Source organism: Pelagibacterium mangrovi (assembly GCF_036662815.1).
In the GTDB taxonomy this organism is placed as follows: domain Bacteria; phylum Pseudomonadota; class Alphaproteobacteria; order Rhizobiales; family Devosiaceae; genus Pelagibacterium; species Pelagibacterium mangrovi.
Genome location: NZ_JBAFXA010000004.1, coordinates 1 through 16,942 on the forward strand (window position 1 = coordinate 1; position 16,942 = coordinate 16,942).

A 16,942-nucleotide genomic window follows, 5' to 3' on the forward strand; every position below is an offset into this window, starting at 1 on the left:
CCCGCACTCCGCTAATCTACGCCGCGAGGTGTGCCAAATGTTCTGACGACGGACAATCAGGCCCCTCCCAGAGGCCAGAAGTCACTCAGCCTACATTTTCCGGCGTAGCGATCTTCGATAGTTTTCCCATTCCTGATTGAGCAAGGGCCCCCTACCAGGGGCCCTTTTTTTTGTCTTCCATGATGGGAGAACTAACGCCAAATAAGTGCGGAAATTGTGCCCAGTGGAATGGGAAAACTATGCCGCTAATCCTGTGAGAACAGTCTTCCCGATAATGGGCAAACGAGTCCTCAATCAGATTTCCTGCATGTTATATTTCAATGACTTAGCATGGCCACTAATGTGAAAACTATGCGAAAAGGCACAAGTGGTTGCTGTCAATGCGCGCAAAGAATATGCATCCGGTCAGTTAGTGCAGAACCAAACGGCGCATCAGTTTCACTCAAGTGCCGAAATCAAACAAAAAGCCCCGGGAAACCGGGGCTTTTATTTTCTCACGATTTCCACCGGTCGAGCATTTTTGCACGAGATCAAAGACTGGGCTCTTGTGGGCTGGTCAACTTCCGACTCATCGGGCTCGTACGTGTTCACCGCCGAAGGTCGGAAATGGTTCTAGCTAGTGAAGTAGCCTAAGCGAATGCCAGCTTTTTCATCTTGTCGTTCTACCTCCAGGCATGCCCGGAGCGGAGGCGGACAGCTGCGGATGCAGAACCGCCACCAGAACGCTTGCAAGATGCGTCGCCGCGTTTGATCTCGGTCAAATAGAAATTTCGGCGGCTTCCTGATGGCGAGCAATGCAAAGATTGCTGGCATACGGCAAGGTGTTTGAACGGCAGCACTACCAGTTTGCTAGGATTGTCTCGACGACCTCATCGATCGTCATCTCGGAGGTATCCAACCACAGTCCGTGACGAGGGGTGTTCGATTGAAGCACTTCCGCAAGGGCGCTGGGCAGGAACTGCTCGCTATAACCGGTCTTGGCTCGGTTGGCATCGCGCTCCGCCAGGGCCTCGACACTGGGATTGAGCACCACGATGCGAGGAGCAAGGTCAGCCAGAGCTGTCGTGACGCGAACGAAATCGTCGCCCAAGAGGATGTCCTGATAGACCGTGGCAAATCCTGCCCCAATGAATCGCCGCACGGCGTCCATGGCAATATCCTGCCGCAAGTGGAGTTGCAGTACGGCTTCGTCGTCGAGCACCGGCCCCATAACGGCACCGCCCTTTGCGATCATGCGCAAAAAGGCGTCGCCGCTGACATGAGCGGACCTCTTGAAACGCCGCACAAGTTCCCTGGCGATCGTCGACTTCCCGGCCGCCATGGCTCCGGTGACAATGTAAAGCGGTGCGGCCATTCATATTTCTCGCGTTGAAAATGCGCTGTCGGGAAGAGCTGCAAGACGGCCATCTCGCAGCTCTCCCTTGTCTTCAAGCCGGCTTGCCCTCAATTATTCGAACTCCCCTCCGAGGGCAAACCTTCAAGGATATCGGTCGCCTTGTGGTCAGAATCGACCCCGTCGATGAGGAACACGTCGCCGTCCGCGCCCTGAACCCTCAACGGCACAAGTGCCCGATATGCGGCCGAATCGTACCAGCCTCGCGCTGCGCCCAGGTCGGGGAACGAGATGACGATAAGATCATCGGCAAACCGGCCTTCGAGTTCATCCCTGGGACCGCCATGGATGATGAACCGGCCGTCGAAGGGTTCGAGAGTAGCGTCGATGCCATGCAGGTAATCGAGAATTCCCTGGTTGAGTGTGACGTTGCGCAAATGGCCAATGGCATAGGCGGTCATTCAGCTGGTCCTTTGTGTGAGGGTAAGCGGGCTGTTGTTTGCACTGAACTCGGCAAGGGCCAACAGGGTCACGAGGCCGGCTTGTGCTCCCAGCAGAACCCAACCCAAAGGGTTGGGCGAGATCACCCCCGCCAACGGTAGCGCGAGGCTGGCGATCACCCAGGCGCAATTGCCCAGGATAACGATATTTGCCGCCCAATTGGGCACCGGCGCCAACCGTGCCGCAACCGCCATGAAGGTGGCGATGGGCAGAAGCAGGATGCCTGCCCAAAACAGAAGCGGCATCGGCAGCCCGGTCCATGCGCTGATTGGCCCCGATGCAGCGATCAGCGCGACGCCCATGATGCTGCAAGCCAGAGCATCGAGATTGAGGAGATTGGAGAGAGACGGAAGACTATGATTGTTGGCCATTCTATTTGCCTTTCAGGGTTGGCATCCGAATTGTGCAACCGCACAGACCGTCATCATCGTGTGCTTGCGTACTGGCGTCGATTACCTCAGGGGTAATGGCCCATGACCCCAGGGGGTGCTATCAAGTCGGCATGATGGAAAAGCAGCACAGTCCGGGGGATCTTCTGCGTCAGTGGCGCCAGCGTCGGCGATTCAGCCAGTTGGCGCTCGCAGTTGAAGCCGAGATTTCCCAGCGACATTTGAGCTTTATCGAATCCGGTCGCTCGCGGCCGAGCCGCGATATGCTGATCCATCTTGCCGGTCATCTCGATGTTCCGTTAAGGGAACGAAACATCCTCCTTTTGGCCGCCGGTTTCGCTCCTGCCTATGGCGAAAGGTCGCTGGCCTCGCCAGAACTCGCTGCCGCCCGGGATGTCATCGACCACCTGCTCCGTGGCCACGACCCGCATCCCGCCCTCGCCGTCGACCGGCACTGGACGCTCCTGTCCAACAACAAGGCCGTCGGTGTCCTCACGCGGGGCGCTTCAAGCCACCTGCTGGACGGAGAAGTCAATGTCCTGCGTCTCAGCCTGCATCCGGCCGGACTGGCACCGCGGATCGTCAATTTCAGGGAATGGCGAAGCCACATCCTTTCGCGCCTGGAGCACGATATTGAGATTTCCGGAGACCTCCAGCTCGTCGCGCTGCTCGAAGAACTCAGGTCATACCCGGTTCCCTCCGCACATGCCTCTCCCAGCCGCAACACGCCGGCGCGTGATCGCCTTATAGCGATACCGCTCATCATCGACAGTGAGAAAGGACCGCTCGAATTTCTCAGCACAACAACGGTCTTCGGCACCGCAGTGGATGTCACTCTGGCTGACATTGTCATCGAGAGCTTTTTCCCTGCCAATGCACAGACGGCAAGCACAATGGCGATCCTGATGTCTGAGGACGCCAGGTAAGCAAAGTCTCATTCTGCCATTCTCAGCCCAAGTAGGTCAAACTGCACAAACAGCAGATCGCGCATCCCTTGCTCAACCGGGTATGGGCCGTTGTAGTGAGTAATAGCCTGGACGCTGGGTGGAGACCTGCGTGTTCGGAGCAATGCTCGAAACGCTGGCAGAGATGGTCGAGCGGGGCCGAAGCGCCGACATGATCGACAGCACCATGCCCGCCGTGATGCGAAAGGCTGCCCCCTCAGCTTCGTCCTGACGCCCAGGCAAACGCACGACATCCAGGGCTTGGCGCCTTTGCTCCGGATGATTTCCGGCCGGATCGAGGGCTTCCTCGCCGACAAGAGCTATGATGCCTGCGCCATTCGCGAAGAGATCGCCAGCGCCAACATCGAAGCTGTCATCCCTTCAAAAAGCAACAGGCGTGATCCGATCCCACACGACAAAGCTAAATACAAATGGCGCAACCAGATCGAGCGCCTCTTCAACAAGCTCAAGAATTGGCGCCGCATCGCCACTCGCTACGACGAGACCAAGGAGTCCTATCTCGGATTCGTCGCCATCGCCGCAGTCAAACTATGGATACCCTTTGTCCACGAGCGCTGGTTCTCATTCGGCGGCAACGGTTGGATACTGTCTGCGGCACTACGACCGACAGAACTCCGTACTCAACTCATTCCAACTTGACGTAGCTCCATCCCTCTGCTCTCATGACAAAACAATGATATGTATTACTTAGTTACGTAACATTGAAAAGGGAGAAGACCATGAATTCCATTCTAAAGGCAGCGGCCATCGCTGCCCTGGCCAGCATCGCGTTGCCCAGTTTCGCCATGGCCCAAACCGAAGGCGGCGCGATCGACGTTGCCACCATCGGCGAGCCGCCTACCCTCGATCCCATGACTTCCACGGCCGATCTGGTCGGAATCATCACCCAACACATGTTCGAAACGCTCTATACGTTCGACGCCAATTGGGCCGTGGTGCCGCTCTTGGCCGCCGACATGCCGGAGATTTCCGAGGACGGAACGGTCTACACCATCGCCCTGCGCGAAGGCGTCACCTTCCATGACGACTCGGACATGACCGCAGAGGACGTCGTCGCCTCGCTTGAGCGCTGGCTGCGCATCGCCAGCCGCGGCATGCAGACCGCCGAAATGGTCGAAAGCGTGGAAGCGGTCGACGATCTCACCATCGAAATCACCCTGAGCGGTCCCTATGCGCCGCTGCTTTCGCTGCTTTCGCTCAACAATTCGGCCGCGATCATCATCCCCTCCGAAATCGCCTCGGAAGACGTGATGGAAGACTTCGTGGGCACCGGTCCCTATCAGCTCGGCGAGCGCCGGCCCGATCAGTATATCCAGCTCACCCGCTTCGAGGACTACGCCTCGCGCGACGAAGATCCCAACGGATATGGCGGCGGCCGTCACCAATATCTCGATGAGATCCGCTTCGTCCCGGTTGCCGACCCCAATACTCGCATCGAGGGCGCCGTCGCCGGCCAGTTCGATTATGTCGATTCCATCGCCGTTGAGGCCTATGACCGCATTGCGAGCGGCAATACCGATCCGGTGATGTTGGCTCCGTTCGGTTGGCCGGTCTTTGTCATGAACACCGCCGAAGGCGTCAATTCGGACATCCAGATGCGCAAGGCCATTCAGGCAGCGCTGGCGCCCCAGGACATGCTGCTCGCCGCCTTCGGCTCGGAAGAGTTCTTTGCCGTCGATGGGGCCATGTATCCAGAAGGCTATGTCTGGCACACCGAGGCCGGCACCGAGCCCTATAAGCCGATGGGCGACATGGAACTGGCAACGCAGCTTCTCGAGCAATCGTCCTATGACGGCTCCCCAATCCGCATCCTGACCTCGCGCCAATATGAGTTCCATTATACGATGGCTCAGGTGGCCGAAGCCTATCTCGAGGCTGCCGGCATGAACGTACAGCTCGACGTCGTCGAATGGGCGACCCTCACCCAGCAGCGTACCGATCCGGCGGCGTGGGACATCTACATCACCCATTCGCCCTTCCTGCCCGAGCCTTCCCTGACCGGCATCATGTCGGACAGCTCGCCCGGCTGGTGGGTGTCCGATGCCAAGCATGAGGCCCTGGGCGCCTTCAATGCCGAAGCCGATCCCGATGCACGGGTCGAGCTTTGGGCCGCGGTTCAGGAGGCGATCTATGAGGAAGTGCCGGCCTTCAAGGTGGGCAATTTCAATGCCGTAGCGGCTCAGTCGCCCGCGCTCCAAGGCGTAACCCCTGCCCCGTGGCCCTATTTCTGGAACGCCTGGATCGAGGAATAACCCCCTCCTCGTCGGGGCGCCGCCGTTGCCCGGTTCGCCCGAGACGGCGCCCCAAGGAGTTTTTTGGAACCTTGCCCCAAAGGGAGGGCCGCCTCGCGATCCTTCCGCCCGCCCATCTCGGCGGCGCGGCTCTCCCCTTCATCCTTTAAGAGGACCCGACGGAATGCTACGCGCAGCACTCAATCGTCTGATCGGCATGCTGACGGTGATGGCCATCGTGGTCACCATCGTCTTTGTCATCGTCCGCGTAACACCGGGCGATCCCGCCGCCGTCATGCTCGGTCCGGACGCCAACGCCGCCGATATCGCGGCGCTGCGCCAGCGGTTGGGGCTGGATGGCTCGATCATCGAGCAGTTCGTCGCCTATCTGGGCGGTATCCTGCGCGGCGATCTGGGCCAATCGATCTTTCTTGGTCAACCGGTAACCACGGCGCTCTGGATGCGAGCTGAACCGACCTTTTTCCTCACCATCTTCTCGCTTTCGATCGCCACCATCATCGCGCTCCCCATCGGGGTCGCCTCCGCGTATTGGCGCGGATCCTGGTTCGATCAGACGATGACCTCCCTGGCCATGTTCGCGGCCTCGGTGCCCAGCTTCTGGCTCGGATTGATCTTCATCCAGACCTTCGCGGTGGGCCTGGGCTGGTTCCCGACCTCGGGCTATGGCGGTCCCTATTCATCCCTGGGGGAACGCCTTTATCATCTGGTTCTGCCGGCAACCACGCTCGGCATCGTCTCCTCGGCACTGATCATGCGCTTCACCCGCGCTTCCATGCTCGACGTGCTCAACGATGACTACGTCCGCACCGCGCGGTCCAAGGGCATGAGCGAGTGGAGGGTCGTGGTGCGCCACGCGCTCAAGAACGCCCTGATCCCCATTCTCACGGTGATCGGCCTGACCGCCGCGCTGCTGATCTCGGGCGCCATCGTCACCGAAACGGTCTTCGCGTTGCCCGGTGTCGGCAATCTCATCGTCTCGGCGGTGCTGCGGCGCGACTATCCGGTCATCCAGGGAGCGCTTCTGATCGTTGCCGGCCTTTATGTCCTCGTCAATTTCATCATCGACATGCTTTATTTGCTGGTCGATCCGCGCGTGAGGTATTGATGGCCGCCGTCGCTGCATCCGCACCGGGCAAGACGCCCAACCTTCTCGTCCGGCTGCTCGGTCGCCCGACGGCCGCCATCGGGCTGATCGTGATCACCTTGATCGTCCTCGCGGCGGTCCTCGCCCCGGTGCTGACGCCCTATAACCCGGCCCAGCTTTCCATCGTCAATCGCCTCACGGCGCCCAACGCTCAATTTTGGTTGGGCACAGATGATCTTGGCCGCGACATCTTCACCCGCGTGCTGTACGCCGGGCAGACCTCGCTTTCAGTAGCGTTTTCGGTGGTCGTCGTGTCATCGATCCTGGGCATCATCCTAGGGCTGGTCGCGGGCTTTTTCCGCAAGGCCGATGCGCCGGTCTCTCGGGTCATCGATGCCATGATGTCGTTCCCCGACATTCTCCTCGCCATCGCGCTCGTCGCAGCCCTTGGGGCTTCGGCCATCAATGTCGTCATCGCCCTGGGCATCGTCTATGCCCCACGCATGGCCCGCGTGGTTCGCGCCTCGACCTTGGTGATCCGGGAGTTGCCCTATGTCGAAGCGGCGCGCGCCCTGGCTGTGCCCACACCGGTCATCCTGGTCCGGCACGTCCTGCGCAACATCACCTCCCCGCTTCTCGTTCAGGGCACCTTTATCTTCGCGCAGGCCATCCTCGCCGAAGCCGGTCTCTCGTTCTTGGGCGTGGGCATATCGCCCGATATTCCCACCTGGGGAACGATGATCTCCGCCGGGCGGCAGTTCATGAATTCGGCCGGCTGGCTGCTGCTGTATCCCGGCCTCGCCATCGTCGTGACGGTCCTGGCGCTCCAGCTTCTGGGCGACGGCCTGCGCGACCTTCTCGATCCCCGTCTTGCAAAGGACATCTAGATGATCGGCAACACGTTCAAACCCGCCGACAAAGCGCTCCTCATCCGCAATGCCAGTCCCGTCGGCTTTGCCGGCATAGCCGATGCGCTCGACATCCTCATCGATACCGATGGTCGGATCGCCGGGACCGGCAACGCCATTCCCGCCCCGGACGGCGCTGAAATCCTCGACGCAAAAGGCAGCTTCCTCTCGCCCGGCTGGACCGATATCCACACCCATGTTTGGTATGGCGGGACCGACATTTCGCTGCGCCCCGAACAGTGCGGCGCCCGCCATGGCGTCACAACGATGGTCGACGCCGGTTCGGCTGGCGAGGCCAATTTCCACGGCCTGCGCGAATTGATGATCGAGCCCGCTCTCGAGAACGTCTATGCGTTTTTGAACATCGGGTCGATCGGGCTGGTGGCCTGCAACCGGGTCACCGAGCTTCAGGACATGCGCTCGATCGACATCGACAGGATCGCTGCGACGGTCGAAGCCAATCGTGATGTGATCGTCGGCCTCAAGGTCCGGGCCAGCGCGGTGATTTCCGGCGGATGGGACCTCGTTCCCGTCAAGCTCGCCAAAAAGCTCGGCCGCGTGCTCAAGCTTCCCATCATGGTGCATGTGGGCGAACCGCCTCCGCTCTACGACGATATCCTGGCGCTTCTCACCGAAGGCGACATCGTTACCCATTGCTTCAACGGCAAAATCGGCGGCTCGATCCTTGAGGACGAGGACCTTTACAAGCTGGTCGAAGACGCGGCGGCGCGTGGTGTTGTGCTCGATGTGGGCCATGGCGGCGCGTCCTTCTCGTTCGAAGTCGCCAGGGCCGCGCTTGAAAAAAACATGCTGCCCCAGACCATTTCGACCGATCTGCACAACCGCTCCATGGACGGCGCCGTCTGGGACATGGGCACCACAATGTCCAAATTGCTCTCGCTCGGCATGGCGTTCGAGGATGTCGTCAACGCCGCGACCAACGCTCCACGCAAGGCTATCGGGCTCGACCACACCGATCTGCTGGCCAAGGGCAAGCCGGCGGAATTCACCATCTTCGATCTCGAACAAAGCGACGTCGAGGTAAAGGATTCCAAGGGCATCAAAGCCACCCTGCACCAGATTTTCGAACCGCGTCACGCCATCCTGGGCGCTACGGTCATTAAGGCGCATCGCTATCAGCCCACCCCCGGCGCGGCGCTGGACAACTGTCCCCATTGCGGGTGGGCGCTATGACGGACCTCGCCCCCGATACCATCCTCTCGGTGCGTGACCTGCGTACCTGGTTCAAGACCAAGAACGTCACTGCCAAGGCGGTCGACGGGGTGACGTTCGATCTCAAGCGCGGCCAGACCCTCGCCGTCGTGGGGGAATCGGGGTCGGGCAAGTCGGTGACCTCGCTTTCGATCATGGGGCTCCTTGCTCGCCCGGGCGGCATCGAAAGCGGCGAAGTGCTGTTCCGCGATTCCAAGGGCACGGTGCACGATTTAGCCCGCATGGGCCGGCGCGGCTTCCGCAAGCTGCGCGGCCAGGAGATCGCCATGATCTTCCAGGAGCCCATGACCAGCCTAAACCCGCTCTATACGGTAGGCGATCAGATCGGCGAGATGATCGCGCTACATCAATCGATCAGCCGAGAACAAGCCCGCAAACGGGCGCTCGAAATGCTGCGTCACGTCGAAATTCCAGATGCCGCCAACCGGCTCGACGACTACCCGCACCAGATGTCGGGCGGCATGCGCCAGCGCGTCATGATCGCCATGGCACTGGCCTGCAATCCTTCGCTGCTGATCGCCGACGAGCCAACCACAGCGCTGGACGTGACCATCCAGGCCCAGATCCTCGACCTGCTGCGCCGGCTGCAACAGCAATTCGGCATGTCGATCCTCTTCATCACGCACAACCTCGGCGTGGTCGCCGAAATCGCCCATGAGGTGGTGGTGATGTATGCGGGCCGGGTCGTCGAGCACGCGCCGGTCATCCCGCTATTTGCCAAGCAAAAGCACCCCTATACCGAAGGCCTTCTGGCCTGCACCCCCAATGCCGCGCGCGATCTCGATCCGGGCGGCGAGCGTAAGGCGCTCTATTCGATTCCCGGCACCGTCCCGCCCATCACCAACCTGCCCGCCGGTTGCGCCTTCGAACCGCGCTGCCGCTATGCGATTGCCGCCTGCAGCAAGGCCCCGCCCCCGCTCGACCCTGCCGGTCCAGAGCGCCTGTCGCGTTGTCTGAGGAGTGCCGAGATATGAGCGCCTTGCTGGAGAACCCTCAACCGCTTCTAACCGTCGAAGGCCTCGTCAAGCATTTCACCGGACGAGGCGGAAAAACCGTCCACGCAGTCGAAGACGTGAGCTTTACCATCAAGCGCGGCACAACCGTTGGCCTTGTGGGAGAATCGGGTTCGGGCAAGACCACGGCCGGGCGCACCCTGCTGCGTCTCATCGAACCCACGGGGGGTAAGGCGGTGTTTGACGGCACCGACATCTTCGCCCTGTCGGAAAAAGAGATGCGCGCTTTCCGTCAACGTATGCAGATCATTTTCCAGGACCCGTTTTCGTCCCTCAATCCCCGCATGCGCGTCGAGGCGATCATCGGGGAAGCACTCGACGCGTGCGGTTATCCCAAAGGGCAAAAGCGCAAGGACCGCGTGGCCGAGCTCCTGACGCTGGTGGGCTTGCAGCCTGAGCACGGCCGCCGCTTTCCCCATGAATTCTCCGGCGGGCAGCGCCAGCGCATCGGCATCGCCCGGGCCCTCGCCGTCGAACCCGAATTCGTCGTTGCCGACGAGCCGGTTTCGGCGCTCGATGTTTCGGTCCAGGCCCAGGTGCTCAATCTCCTGGGCGATCTGCAAAAGCGTCTGGGTCTCACTTTGCTGTTCATCGCCCACGATCTATCGGTCGTCGAATATCTCTGCGACGAGGTGGTGGTGATGTATCTGGGCCGCGTCATGGAACGGGGTCCCTCGCGCGTCGTCTACGCCGAGCCGCGCCACCCCTACACCCGGGCCCTGCTGGCCACGGCCCCGATCCCGGACCCCACACGCCGACGCGAACACGTGCCGCTCATGGGCGACATTCCCAGTCCCATCAACCCACCCTCGGGCTGCGTGTTCCGCACCCGCTGCCCACATGCCATCGAGGCCTGCGCCCAAACCGTCCCGCCTGCCGATCATCTCGGTGGCGACCACCATGTCGCCTGCATCCGCCATCAGGAGCTGGCGCAGGCGTTTTAGATTCTGGAGTATTTTATGACTGTCTCAGAGGCGACCAAGAGCGCCGGCGAAAGCCCTTACGACCGTCTCGCGGCGCTGGGGTTGAAATTGCCGCCCCCAGTGCCCCCAATCGCCAATTTCGTAAACTATGTGATCGATGGCGGTCGGCTTTACCTCTCCGGCCAGGGTCCGACCTATCCCGATGGGCGCAAGCACACTGGCAAGGTCGGAGAGAATGTTTCGGCCGCCGAGGCCTACGAGCATGCAAAGCTCACCGGCCTCAATCTCATCGCGGTCATGGACGATGCGCTGGGCGATCTTTCCCGCGTCCGCCGCATCGTCAAGATCCTGGGCATGGTCAACGCTACGCCCGATTTCGCCGAGCATCCGCAGGTCATCAATGGCTGTTCGGACCTTTTCAACGCAGTCTTTGCCGAAAAAGGCATCCACGCCCGCTCGGCAATCGGCTTTTCGTCCCTTCCCAATGCGATCACGGTGGAAATCGAAGCCATCGTCGCCATCGACAATTGAGCACGCCAATGTCCCAAACAGATATCCGTCAGAAACTCGGCCTGCGTCCCGTCATCAACTGTTCAGGCACGATGACCGCGCTGGGCGCCTCGATCGTCGTCCCCCACGCCATCGAGACCATCACGGCCATCCTGAGCCAATGGACCGAAATCTCCGATCTCCAGCGGATCGCCAGCCGCACCATCGCCCGGCTGACCGGCGCCGAAGCCGGGTGCGTAACCGCATCATGCTCGGCCGCCATAACCATCGCCTGCGCCGCAGCAATGACCGGCAAGGACCTCGCCGCCATCGAACGCCTGCCCGATACCACCGAGCTGAAAGATGAAGTGCTGATCCAGACCGGCCATATGGTGTCCTATGGCGCCCCGGTCGAACAGGGCATCCGACTCTCGGGCGCCAAGGTCGTACCCATCGGCCAGGCGACCAGCGCCCACGCCTACCAGCTCGAAGGCGCCATCACTGAAAAGACGGCCGCCGCCGTTTATGTCGTTTCCCATCATGTCGTCGATTACGGTCAGATCCCACTCAAAACCTTCTGCGACATCGCCCACAAGAAGGGCGTGCCGGTCATCGTCGATGCCGCGTCAGAATACGACCTGAAGATTTTCCTCGAAGCCGGTGCGGATCTGGTGCTCTATTCGGGCCATAAATTCCTCGGCGGACCGACCTCTGGCATTATCGCGGGCCGGAAGGATCTCGTTGCTGCCTGTTACCTGCAGAACCGCGGGGTCGGGCGCGGCATGAAAGTGGGCAAGGAAGGCATGGCCGGCGTTATCGCCGCGCTCCAAGCCTGGGAAACCCGCGACCACGCCGGCATTCGCGCGCGCGAACAGGCTGCGCTGGACGTCTGGTCGAAAGCGCTCGAAGGCCGCGACGGCATTACGGCAATCGTCGACCCCGACCCCACGTTCAATCCGCTCGACCGGTTGAAGGTCTTCATCGACCCCGAAGGTGCCAATATCTCGGCCTGGGATCTCGCCGACCGACTCGGCCAGGGCACACGCCCGGTGATCGTGCGCGACCACGAGGTCGAACACGGTTATTTCTATCTCGATCCGTGCAATTTGCACCCGGACGAAGAGCATGTCGTCGCCGAACGCCTCACCGAGGAGCTCGATGCCGCCCGCAAATCCAATCAGCCGATCGTTTCCGATATCGAGCGTCGTCGATTGGATCAGGAAGCCGCCATCCTCAACTGGCCCGATTGACCGCATACATTTACGTTCGAGGTCAAAAAATGCAATCTGGCGCGCAAGCACATATAGCAGGCGTAAAAATGAGCACTTTGGGCGAAACCCAGGACATGACGGCCAAGGCCAAACGCACCCGCACCAGCGCGCTCGATCGCATCCTGCAGACACTCGACTTCCTTCAACGCAACGACTCCCCGGCCACGGCCTACGAGATTGCGCGCGCCGTGGGCGCCCCGCTTTCGACGATCTATACTCTCGTGGAGGATCTGGTGGAAAAGGAGATGCTGGAGCGGTTCGACAACGGCACGCTCTGGTTCGGCCATAGGCTTTACCACTATGGCCTGACCTATGCGCGGCACCTCGATTTGCTCACCGTCGCCAATCACGAGATGAGTATTTTGGCCAATGCTTCGGGCGAAACTGTCCAGCTTTGCGGCCGCGATGACGATCATATGGTGGTCCTGGGCATGATCGATGGCCCTGACCATTTCCAAGTGGCCTCCCAGATTGGCTCGCGCACCCCGCTCAACTGGTCTGCTTCAGGCCGCCTGCTTGTGGGGCATCTGCCTGAAGACGAGCGGCGGACCATCTTTAGCCGTGCCAATCGGCCCTCTCCCACCGGGCGGGCCGAAACCGATATCGAAATCCTCACCGTAACATCGCGGCAAGTTCTCGAGGCCGGACTTTGCATACAGGCCGGGGAATCGGCATATTCAATCGCCTGTATCGCCGCGCCCATCCTCGATGGCGCGGGAGTCTGCCGGGCAACAATTTCGATCGTGGTGCCCGACAACAAGGTCGATCAGACCGAACCCGATCTCAAGCACCGCGTGCGCCAAAGCGCCGCCAACATCGCACGAAAACTCGGTTGGACGCAGCGATAAGCTTCCGTTGCGACCTGGCAGGAAACCGAGCAAAGAAGCCTAAAAAACCGACCGGGATCGGGCTCCCCTTCCCGGCCCGGAAGCGCTGGCTGCTCGGGCGCTGGGTGATCGACTTTAAGCTCTAGCGCCGGGATCGCGCGTCGGGCACTCTGGCTTCGACAAAAGGAAGGCTCATGACCGATCCGAACCAGGGCGAAGCGACTGCGCGAGATACGCGATGGGTATTGCCGGCGACCATACTGGGATCCAGCCTCGGGTTCATCGATGGTTCCGTGGTCAATGTGGCACTTCCCGCAATCCAGGAAGACCTCGGCGCCGGGCTCGCAATGACCCAATGGGTCGTCAATGGCTACATGCTTATGCTCGCAAGCCTCATTCTGCTTGGTGGCACGGTGGGTGACCGCTTCGGCCAGCGCAAGATTTTCCTTGGCGGGCTTGTGGGATTCGCGCTCGCCTCGATTGCGTGCGCGCTCGCGCCGACCCCGATCACGCTGATCGGCGCCCGTGTCATCCAGGGAATCGCCGCTGCATTTCTCATCCCGACCAGCCTGGCGCTTATCGGCTCGGCCTATACGGGGGACGATAGAGGAAAAGCCATAGGCACCTGGGCAGCCGCTGGTGCAATTACCACAGCTCTGGGGCCACCTTTAGGCGGCTGGCTCGTGGACGCGGTCGGATGGCGGACGATCTTCTATATCAATATTCCCATTGCCGTCGCCGCTCTGGTCATGGGCTATAAGATCGCCAGCGCGCCGGGCCACCGTACGCAACGCAATTTCGATTTCGGTGGCACCATCGTGATGGTCGCTGGCCTGGGCCTTCTTTCCTATGGCCTTATCGCTGCCGGAGAAGGCAATGGGATCGTGGGTGCCGTTGCAATGCTTGCAGCTATCCCGTTCGCTATCGCATTCGTCGTGATCGAAGCGCGCGCCAGCGAACCGCTCGTACCGCTCGCCCTGTTTTCCAACAGCCAGTTTTCCGGCGCGAACCTGCTAACGGTAACTCTTTACGCGTCGCTGTCAGGCTCGCTGTTCATCCTGCCCTTCGTGCTGATCTACGCGCAGGGATACAGTGCCGCTGCCGCCGGTGCTGCGTTACTGCCATTCTCGATCTTGCTGGGCCTGGGGTCGCGGTTTGCCGGCTCGCTCGCCAAGAGCATCGGGACGCGCATCATGCTCATTGCCGGGCCCGCAGTCACCGGGGCCGGTTACGTCGTCCTGGCACTGCTCGTTACCGCCGGGGGGTATTGGACAGCGTTCTTTCCAGGACTTTTCGTCATCGGTCTCGGCATGACCATAACCGTTGCGCCGCTAACCACGGCAGTGTTCGACGCCGCACCCGACGATGCGGGTGGCGCAGCATCGGGCATCAACAACGCAGCGTCTCGTGTCGGCGGACTGATCGCCGTGGCCGCTCTCGGCTTCGCTTTCGGTGGCTCGGACATCGCAGCTCTGCCACCCGAAGCGCTTACTCAATCCTATATCTGGATCATGATCGCTGCAGCCGTTCTGGCATTCGTCAGCGCGGCGACGGCTTTCGTAACGATAAGGGATGTCCCTGGGGAATCGGACGCAGCCCGTCTGTGAGTTGGTCGGAGGCAAAGTCCAGCGAGCGGCGCCCGTCGGGTGCCGTGGGAGCAGCATCGACCAGTCGGGGCGGCGACCGGGCCGAAATCGGCTCGCTCGCCCGCCCTATTCACTCACGCCTGGCGCCCTTCGCTCAGCCAAGCGATGTCCTCTGGGGTGAGAGTGATATTCATCGCCTCCAGGCTGTCGTCGAATTCGGCCAGCGTGCGGGGTCCGATCAGCGGGATGACCGGGAAGGGCTGGTAAAGACAATAGGCAAGCGCGACGTGGATGGGCTTTTTGCCCAGCTTGCGCGCCATCTCGATGGCCCGGTCGCGGCGGGAAAAGTTTTCCTCGGTGTACCAGACGCGCACCAGTTCCTCATTGTCGGTTTTGTCCCGCCCGGCCCTTTCGGTGAAAAAGCCCCGGCCCTGGCTCGACCAGGCGAAATTGGGGACGCCCCGCGCGGCGAACCAATTGCGCCAATCCTTGTCTGCGGCCGCGATGCAGCCTTCCCATATGGGAACGCGCATTTCGGCGAGCGAGAAATTGTTCGAGAGCGCGCCCGGCGCAGTCTTCCCGGTCCTCTGCGCATAGACGACGGCCTCGTCGAACCGCTCGCGGGTCCAGTTCGAGCCGCCGAAGGGGCCGCGGATGCGGCCGCGCTTGACCTCGGCGTCCATGGCGTCGACGAACTCGCCGACCGGAACGTCGAGATTGTCGCGGTGCATGAAATAAACATCGACATAATCGGTCTTGAGTTTTTCTAGGCTGATGTCGAGCTGCTTGGCGATGGTTTCGGGATAGGTGAGCGGAGAGTGTGCGCCCTTGCCGATCACCACGATATTTTCGCGCACGCCGCGCGAGGCCTGCCAATCGCCAAGCAGTTTTTCGGTGATCCCATTGCCGTAGATGAAGGCGGTGTCAAAGCCATTGCCGCCCGCTTCGTAAAAGGCGTCGAGCAGGATGGCGGCGCTGGAAAAAGACCGGAAATCTTCAAACCCCAAGACAACCCGGGAGATGGGTTTAGGTAGGCCCGGAACGTTGGTGCGTCCGATCCGGTCGGATTTGAGGCCAAGAGTTTCGCCCTTGAGCGTGCGGATGCGCAGGGCGGGCTTTTCGATCTCGTATTCCAGCCCGGCCGTCTGGCGCCATTTGTCCAGCACCCGCAGATTGCCCAGCGTGTCGTCCCAGCCCATGCCGGGCCAGGCGAACTCATTTTCGCCAGCAAGAATCGCTCGGCTCGCGGCCTCCGCCTCAAAGGCATAGAGCCAGCCGGCTTCCGCGACCTCGATAGGCTCGTGCCTGCCGTCGGGGCGGATGATGTCGATGATCGCCGTGCCGCCCTTGTGGCCGGTGGCAAACCAGAAATCGGTGACCTCGATCCGCCCCTTGGTGCCGAGGATGCGCAGCACATTATCTTGAGCGAGCGAGACCGAACAGGAGACTTCGGCGAGCAAGCCGCCTGGGAATTTGAGCACGGCCGCCGCCCATTCGTCGACGCCCGTCTCGCCCAGATGAGCCGCGCCCAAGACGGTTTCAGGTTCAACGAACGGCTTTCCCATCGTTGCTCCGGCGATCAGGCGGGCCATGGAGACGGGGTAGCAGCCGACATCGAGGATGCCGCCCCCGGCCGTGTCGTTGGCGTAGAGCCGGTGCTTGGGATCGAAGCGCGGCATGGCGAAGCCAAAGCTCGACTTGATGGCGCGCACCTCGCCGATCTCGCCTGCGGTGATCAGATCGATGATCCGCCGTGTCATAGGATGGTGGCGATACATGAACGCCTCGCCCATGAAAGTATTGGCTTTGCGCGCCGCATGGAACATGGCGTCGGCTTCGAACGCCGTCAGCCCCATCGGCTTCTCGCACAATACGTGTTTGCCCGCTTCTGCGGCCTTGATGGCCCATTGCGCGTGCTGAGGATGCGGCGTCGCGATATAGACGGCCTCTATTTCGGGGTCGGCCAGCAGCGCGTCATAACCATTGTGGATGCGGACACCGGGGAAATGCTCCGCGTAGTCGGACTTGGCCGGATTCCGGGCGCCGATGGCCGTGAGCGTCCCCGACTGGCTGTGCGCCAGCCCGCCGGCGAAGGCCCGAGCGATGGTGCCTGGGCCGAGAATACCCCAACGAACCTTTTGCTGCTGCGTCATGGAAGGGATCGCTTT

Annotated in this window: 17 protein-coding genes; 13 read left to right on the plus strand and 4 right to left on the minus strand. The window is 61.2% G+C overall.

What is annotated here, in order from left to right:
• The first annotated feature begins 367 nt into the window (after window positions 1-367).
• Window positions 368-616 (plus strand): hypothetical protein, encoded by a 249-nt coding sequence (locus tag V4T21_RS07585; RefSeq protein WP_332715081.1) that lies wholly within the window; start codon window positions 368-370, stop codon window positions 614-616.
• Window positions 617-838: 222 nt separating this feature from the next.
• Here the strand turns inward: V4T21_RS07585 and V4T21_RS07590 are convergent, their stop codons facing one another.
• The 3 genes from V4T21_RS07590 to V4T21_RS07600 form a co-directional block, all read right to left on the minus strand.
• Entirely contained in the window at window positions 839-1,354 is a 516-nt protein-coding gene (locus V4T21_RS07590; RefSeq protein WP_332715082.1) for an AAA family ATPase, read from the minus strand.
• 89 nt (window positions 1,355-1,443) lie between these two features.
• Entirely contained in the window at window positions 1,444-1,794 is a 351-nt protein-coding gene (locus tag V4T21_RS07595; protein WP_332715084.1) for a DUF1330 domain-containing protein, read from the minus strand.
• Complete coding sequence (locus V4T21_RS07600) at window positions 1,795-2,205, minus strand: hypothetical protein (protein ID WP_332715086.1); 411 nt, start codon at window positions 2,203-2,205, stop codon at window positions 1,795-1,797.
• Window positions 2,206-2,336: 131 nt separating this feature from the next.
• On the opposite strand from V4T21_RS07600, the gene V4T21_RS07605 reads away from it, so the two are divergent.
• The 12 genes from V4T21_RS07605 to V4T21_RS07660 all read left to right on the plus strand — a co-directional run bounded on the left by V4T21_RS07605 (window position 2,337) and on the right by V4T21_RS07660 (window position 14,795).
• Window positions 2,337-3,149, plus strand: a complete 813-nt coding sequence (locus V4T21_RS07605) for a helix-turn-helix domain-containing protein (protein ID WP_332715087.1) — start codon at window positions 2,337-2,339, stop codon at window positions 3,147-3,149.
• Window positions 3,150-3,275: 126 nt separating this feature from the next.
• The gene (locus tag V4T21_RS07610) at window positions 3,276-3,827 is read left to right on the plus strand and encodes an IS5 family transposase (protein ID WP_332715816.1); all 552 of its coding nucleotides are present in this window, start codon (window positions 3,276-3,278) and stop codon (window positions 3,825-3,827) included.
• An 80-nt stretch (window positions 3,828-3,907) separates the two neighbouring features.
• Window positions 3,908-5,440: an ABC transporter substrate-binding protein gene (locus tag V4T21_RS07615; RefSeq protein WP_332715089.1), complete on the plus strand. Its 1,533-nt coding sequence runs from the start codon at window positions 3,908-3,910 to the stop codon at window positions 5,438-5,440.
• Window positions 5,441-5,603: 163 nt separating this feature from the next.
• Window positions 5,604-6,545, plus strand: a complete 942-nt coding sequence (locus tag V4T21_RS07620) for an ABC transporter permease (protein ID WP_332715091.1) — start codon at window positions 5,604-5,606, stop codon at window positions 6,543-6,545.
• Window positions 6,545-7,411, plus strand: a complete 867-nt coding sequence (locus V4T21_RS07625) for an ABC transporter permease (protein ID WP_332715093.1) — start codon at window positions 6,545-6,547, stop codon at window positions 7,409-7,411. Before V4T21_RS07620 ends, V4T21_RS07625 begins: the two co-directional genes overlap by 1 nt.
• Entirely contained in the window at window positions 7,412-8,626 is a 1,215-nt protein-coding gene (locus V4T21_RS07630; protein ID WP_332715095.1) for an amidohydrolase/deacetylase family metallohydrolase, read from the plus strand. It abuts the gene before it with no gap.
• A complete protein-coding gene (locus V4T21_RS07635; RefSeq protein WP_332715097.1) occupies window positions 8,623-9,639 on the plus strand; it encodes an ABC transporter ATP-binding protein in 1,017 nt (338 codons plus the stop codon). The genes V4T21_RS07630 and V4T21_RS07635 overlap by 4 nt, the downstream gene beginning before the upstream one ends.
• Window positions 9,636-10,622, plus strand: coding sequence for an ABC transporter ATP-binding protein (locus tag V4T21_RS07640; protein WP_332715099.1), 987 nt, complete (start codon window positions 9,636-9,638; stop codon window positions 10,620-10,622). Before V4T21_RS07635 ends, V4T21_RS07640 begins: the two co-directional genes overlap by 4 nt.
• Window positions 10,623-10,637: 15 nt before the next feature.
• Entirely contained in the window at window positions 10,638-11,132 is a 495-nt protein-coding gene (locus V4T21_RS07645) for a RidA family protein (protein WP_332715101.1), read from the plus strand.
• A gap of 8 nt (window positions 11,133-11,140) precedes the next feature.
• The gene (locus tag V4T21_RS07650) at window positions 11,141-12,340 is read left to right on the plus strand and encodes an aminotransferase class V-fold PLP-dependent enzyme (protein WP_332715110.1); all 1,200 of its coding nucleotides are present in this window, start codon (window positions 11,141-11,143) and stop codon (window positions 12,338-12,340) included.
• 68 nt (window positions 12,341-12,408) lie between these two features.
• Complete coding sequence (locus V4T21_RS07655; RefSeq protein ID WP_332715112.1) at window positions 12,409-13,209, plus strand: IclR family transcriptional regulator; 801 nt, start codon at window positions 12,409-12,411, stop codon at window positions 13,207-13,209.
• Window positions 13,210-13,382: 173 nt separating this feature from the next.
• A complete protein-coding gene (locus V4T21_RS07660; protein ID WP_332715114.1) occupies window positions 13,383-14,795 on the plus strand; it encodes a DHA2 family efflux MFS transporter permease subunit in 1,413 nt (470 codons plus the stop codon).
• Window positions 14,796-14,908: 113 nt separating this feature from the next.
• On the opposite strand, the gene V4T21_RS07665 is transcribed toward V4T21_RS07660, so the two are convergent.
• Complete coding sequence (locus tag V4T21_RS07665; RefSeq protein ID WP_332715116.1) at window positions 14,909-16,927, minus strand: aldo/keto reductase; 2,019 nt, start codon at window positions 16,925-16,927, stop codon at window positions 14,909-14,911.
• Window positions 16,928-16,942: the final 15 nt, after the last annotated feature.

Bases quoted from the DNA above. Each gene is read 5' to 3' on its own strand.
- V4T21_RS07590 (WP_332715082.1), bottom strand. From the start codon at position 1,354: ATGGCCGCACCGCTTTACATTGTCACCGGAGCCATGGCGGCCGGGAAG.
- V4T21_RS07595 (WP_332715084.1), bottom strand. From the start codon at position 1,794: ATGACCGCCTATGCCATTGGCCATTTGCGCAACGTCACACTCAACCAG.
- V4T21_RS07600 (WP_332715086.1), bottom strand. From the start codon at position 2,205: ATGGCCAACAATCATAGTCTTCCGTCTCTCTCCAATCTCCTCAATCTC.
- V4T21_RS07605 (WP_332715087.1), top strand. From the start codon at position 2,337: ATGATGGAAAAGCAGCACAGTCCGGGGGATCTTCTGCGTCAGTGGCGC.
- V4T21_RS07615 (WP_332715089.1), top strand. From the start codon at position 3,908: ATGAATTCCATTCTAAAGGCAGCGGCCATCGCTGCCCTGGCCAGCATC.
- V4T21_RS07620 (WP_332715091.1), top strand. From the start codon at position 5,604: ATGCTACGCGCAGCACTCAATCGTCTGATCGGCATGCTGACGGTGATG.
- V4T21_RS07625 (WP_332715093.1), top strand. From the start codon at position 6,545: ATGGCCGCCGTCGCTGCATCCGCACCGGGCAAGACGCCCAACCTTCTC.
- V4T21_RS07630 (WP_332715095.1), top strand. From the start codon at position 7,412: ATGATCGGCAACACGTTCAAACCCGCCGACAAAGCGCTCCTCATCCGC.
- V4T21_RS07635 (WP_332715097.1), top strand. From the start codon at position 8,623: ATGACGGACCTCGCCCCCGATACCATCCTCTCGGTGCGTGACCTGCGT.
- V4T21_RS07640 (WP_332715099.1), top strand. From the start codon at position 9,636: ATGAGCGCCTTGCTGGAGAACCCTCAACCGCTTCTAACCGTCGAAGGC.
- V4T21_RS07645 (WP_332715101.1), top strand. From the start codon at position 10,638: ATGACTGTCTCAGAGGCGACCAAGAGCGCCGGCGAAAGCCCTTACGAC.
- V4T21_RS07650 (WP_332715110.1), top strand. From the start codon at position 11,141: ATGTCCCAAACAGATATCCGTCAGAAACTCGGCCTGCGTCCCGTCATC.
- V4T21_RS07655 (WP_332715112.1), top strand. From the start codon at position 12,409: ATGAGCACTTTGGGCGAAACCCAGGACATGACGGCCAAGGCCAAACGC.
- V4T21_RS07660 (WP_332715114.1), top strand. From the start codon at position 13,383: ATGACCGATCCGAACCAGGGCGAAGCGACTGCGCGAGATACGCGATGG.
- V4T21_RS07665 (WP_332715116.1), bottom strand. From the start codon at position 16,927: ATGACGCAGCAGCAAAAGGTTCGTTGGGGTATTCTCGGCCCAGGCACC.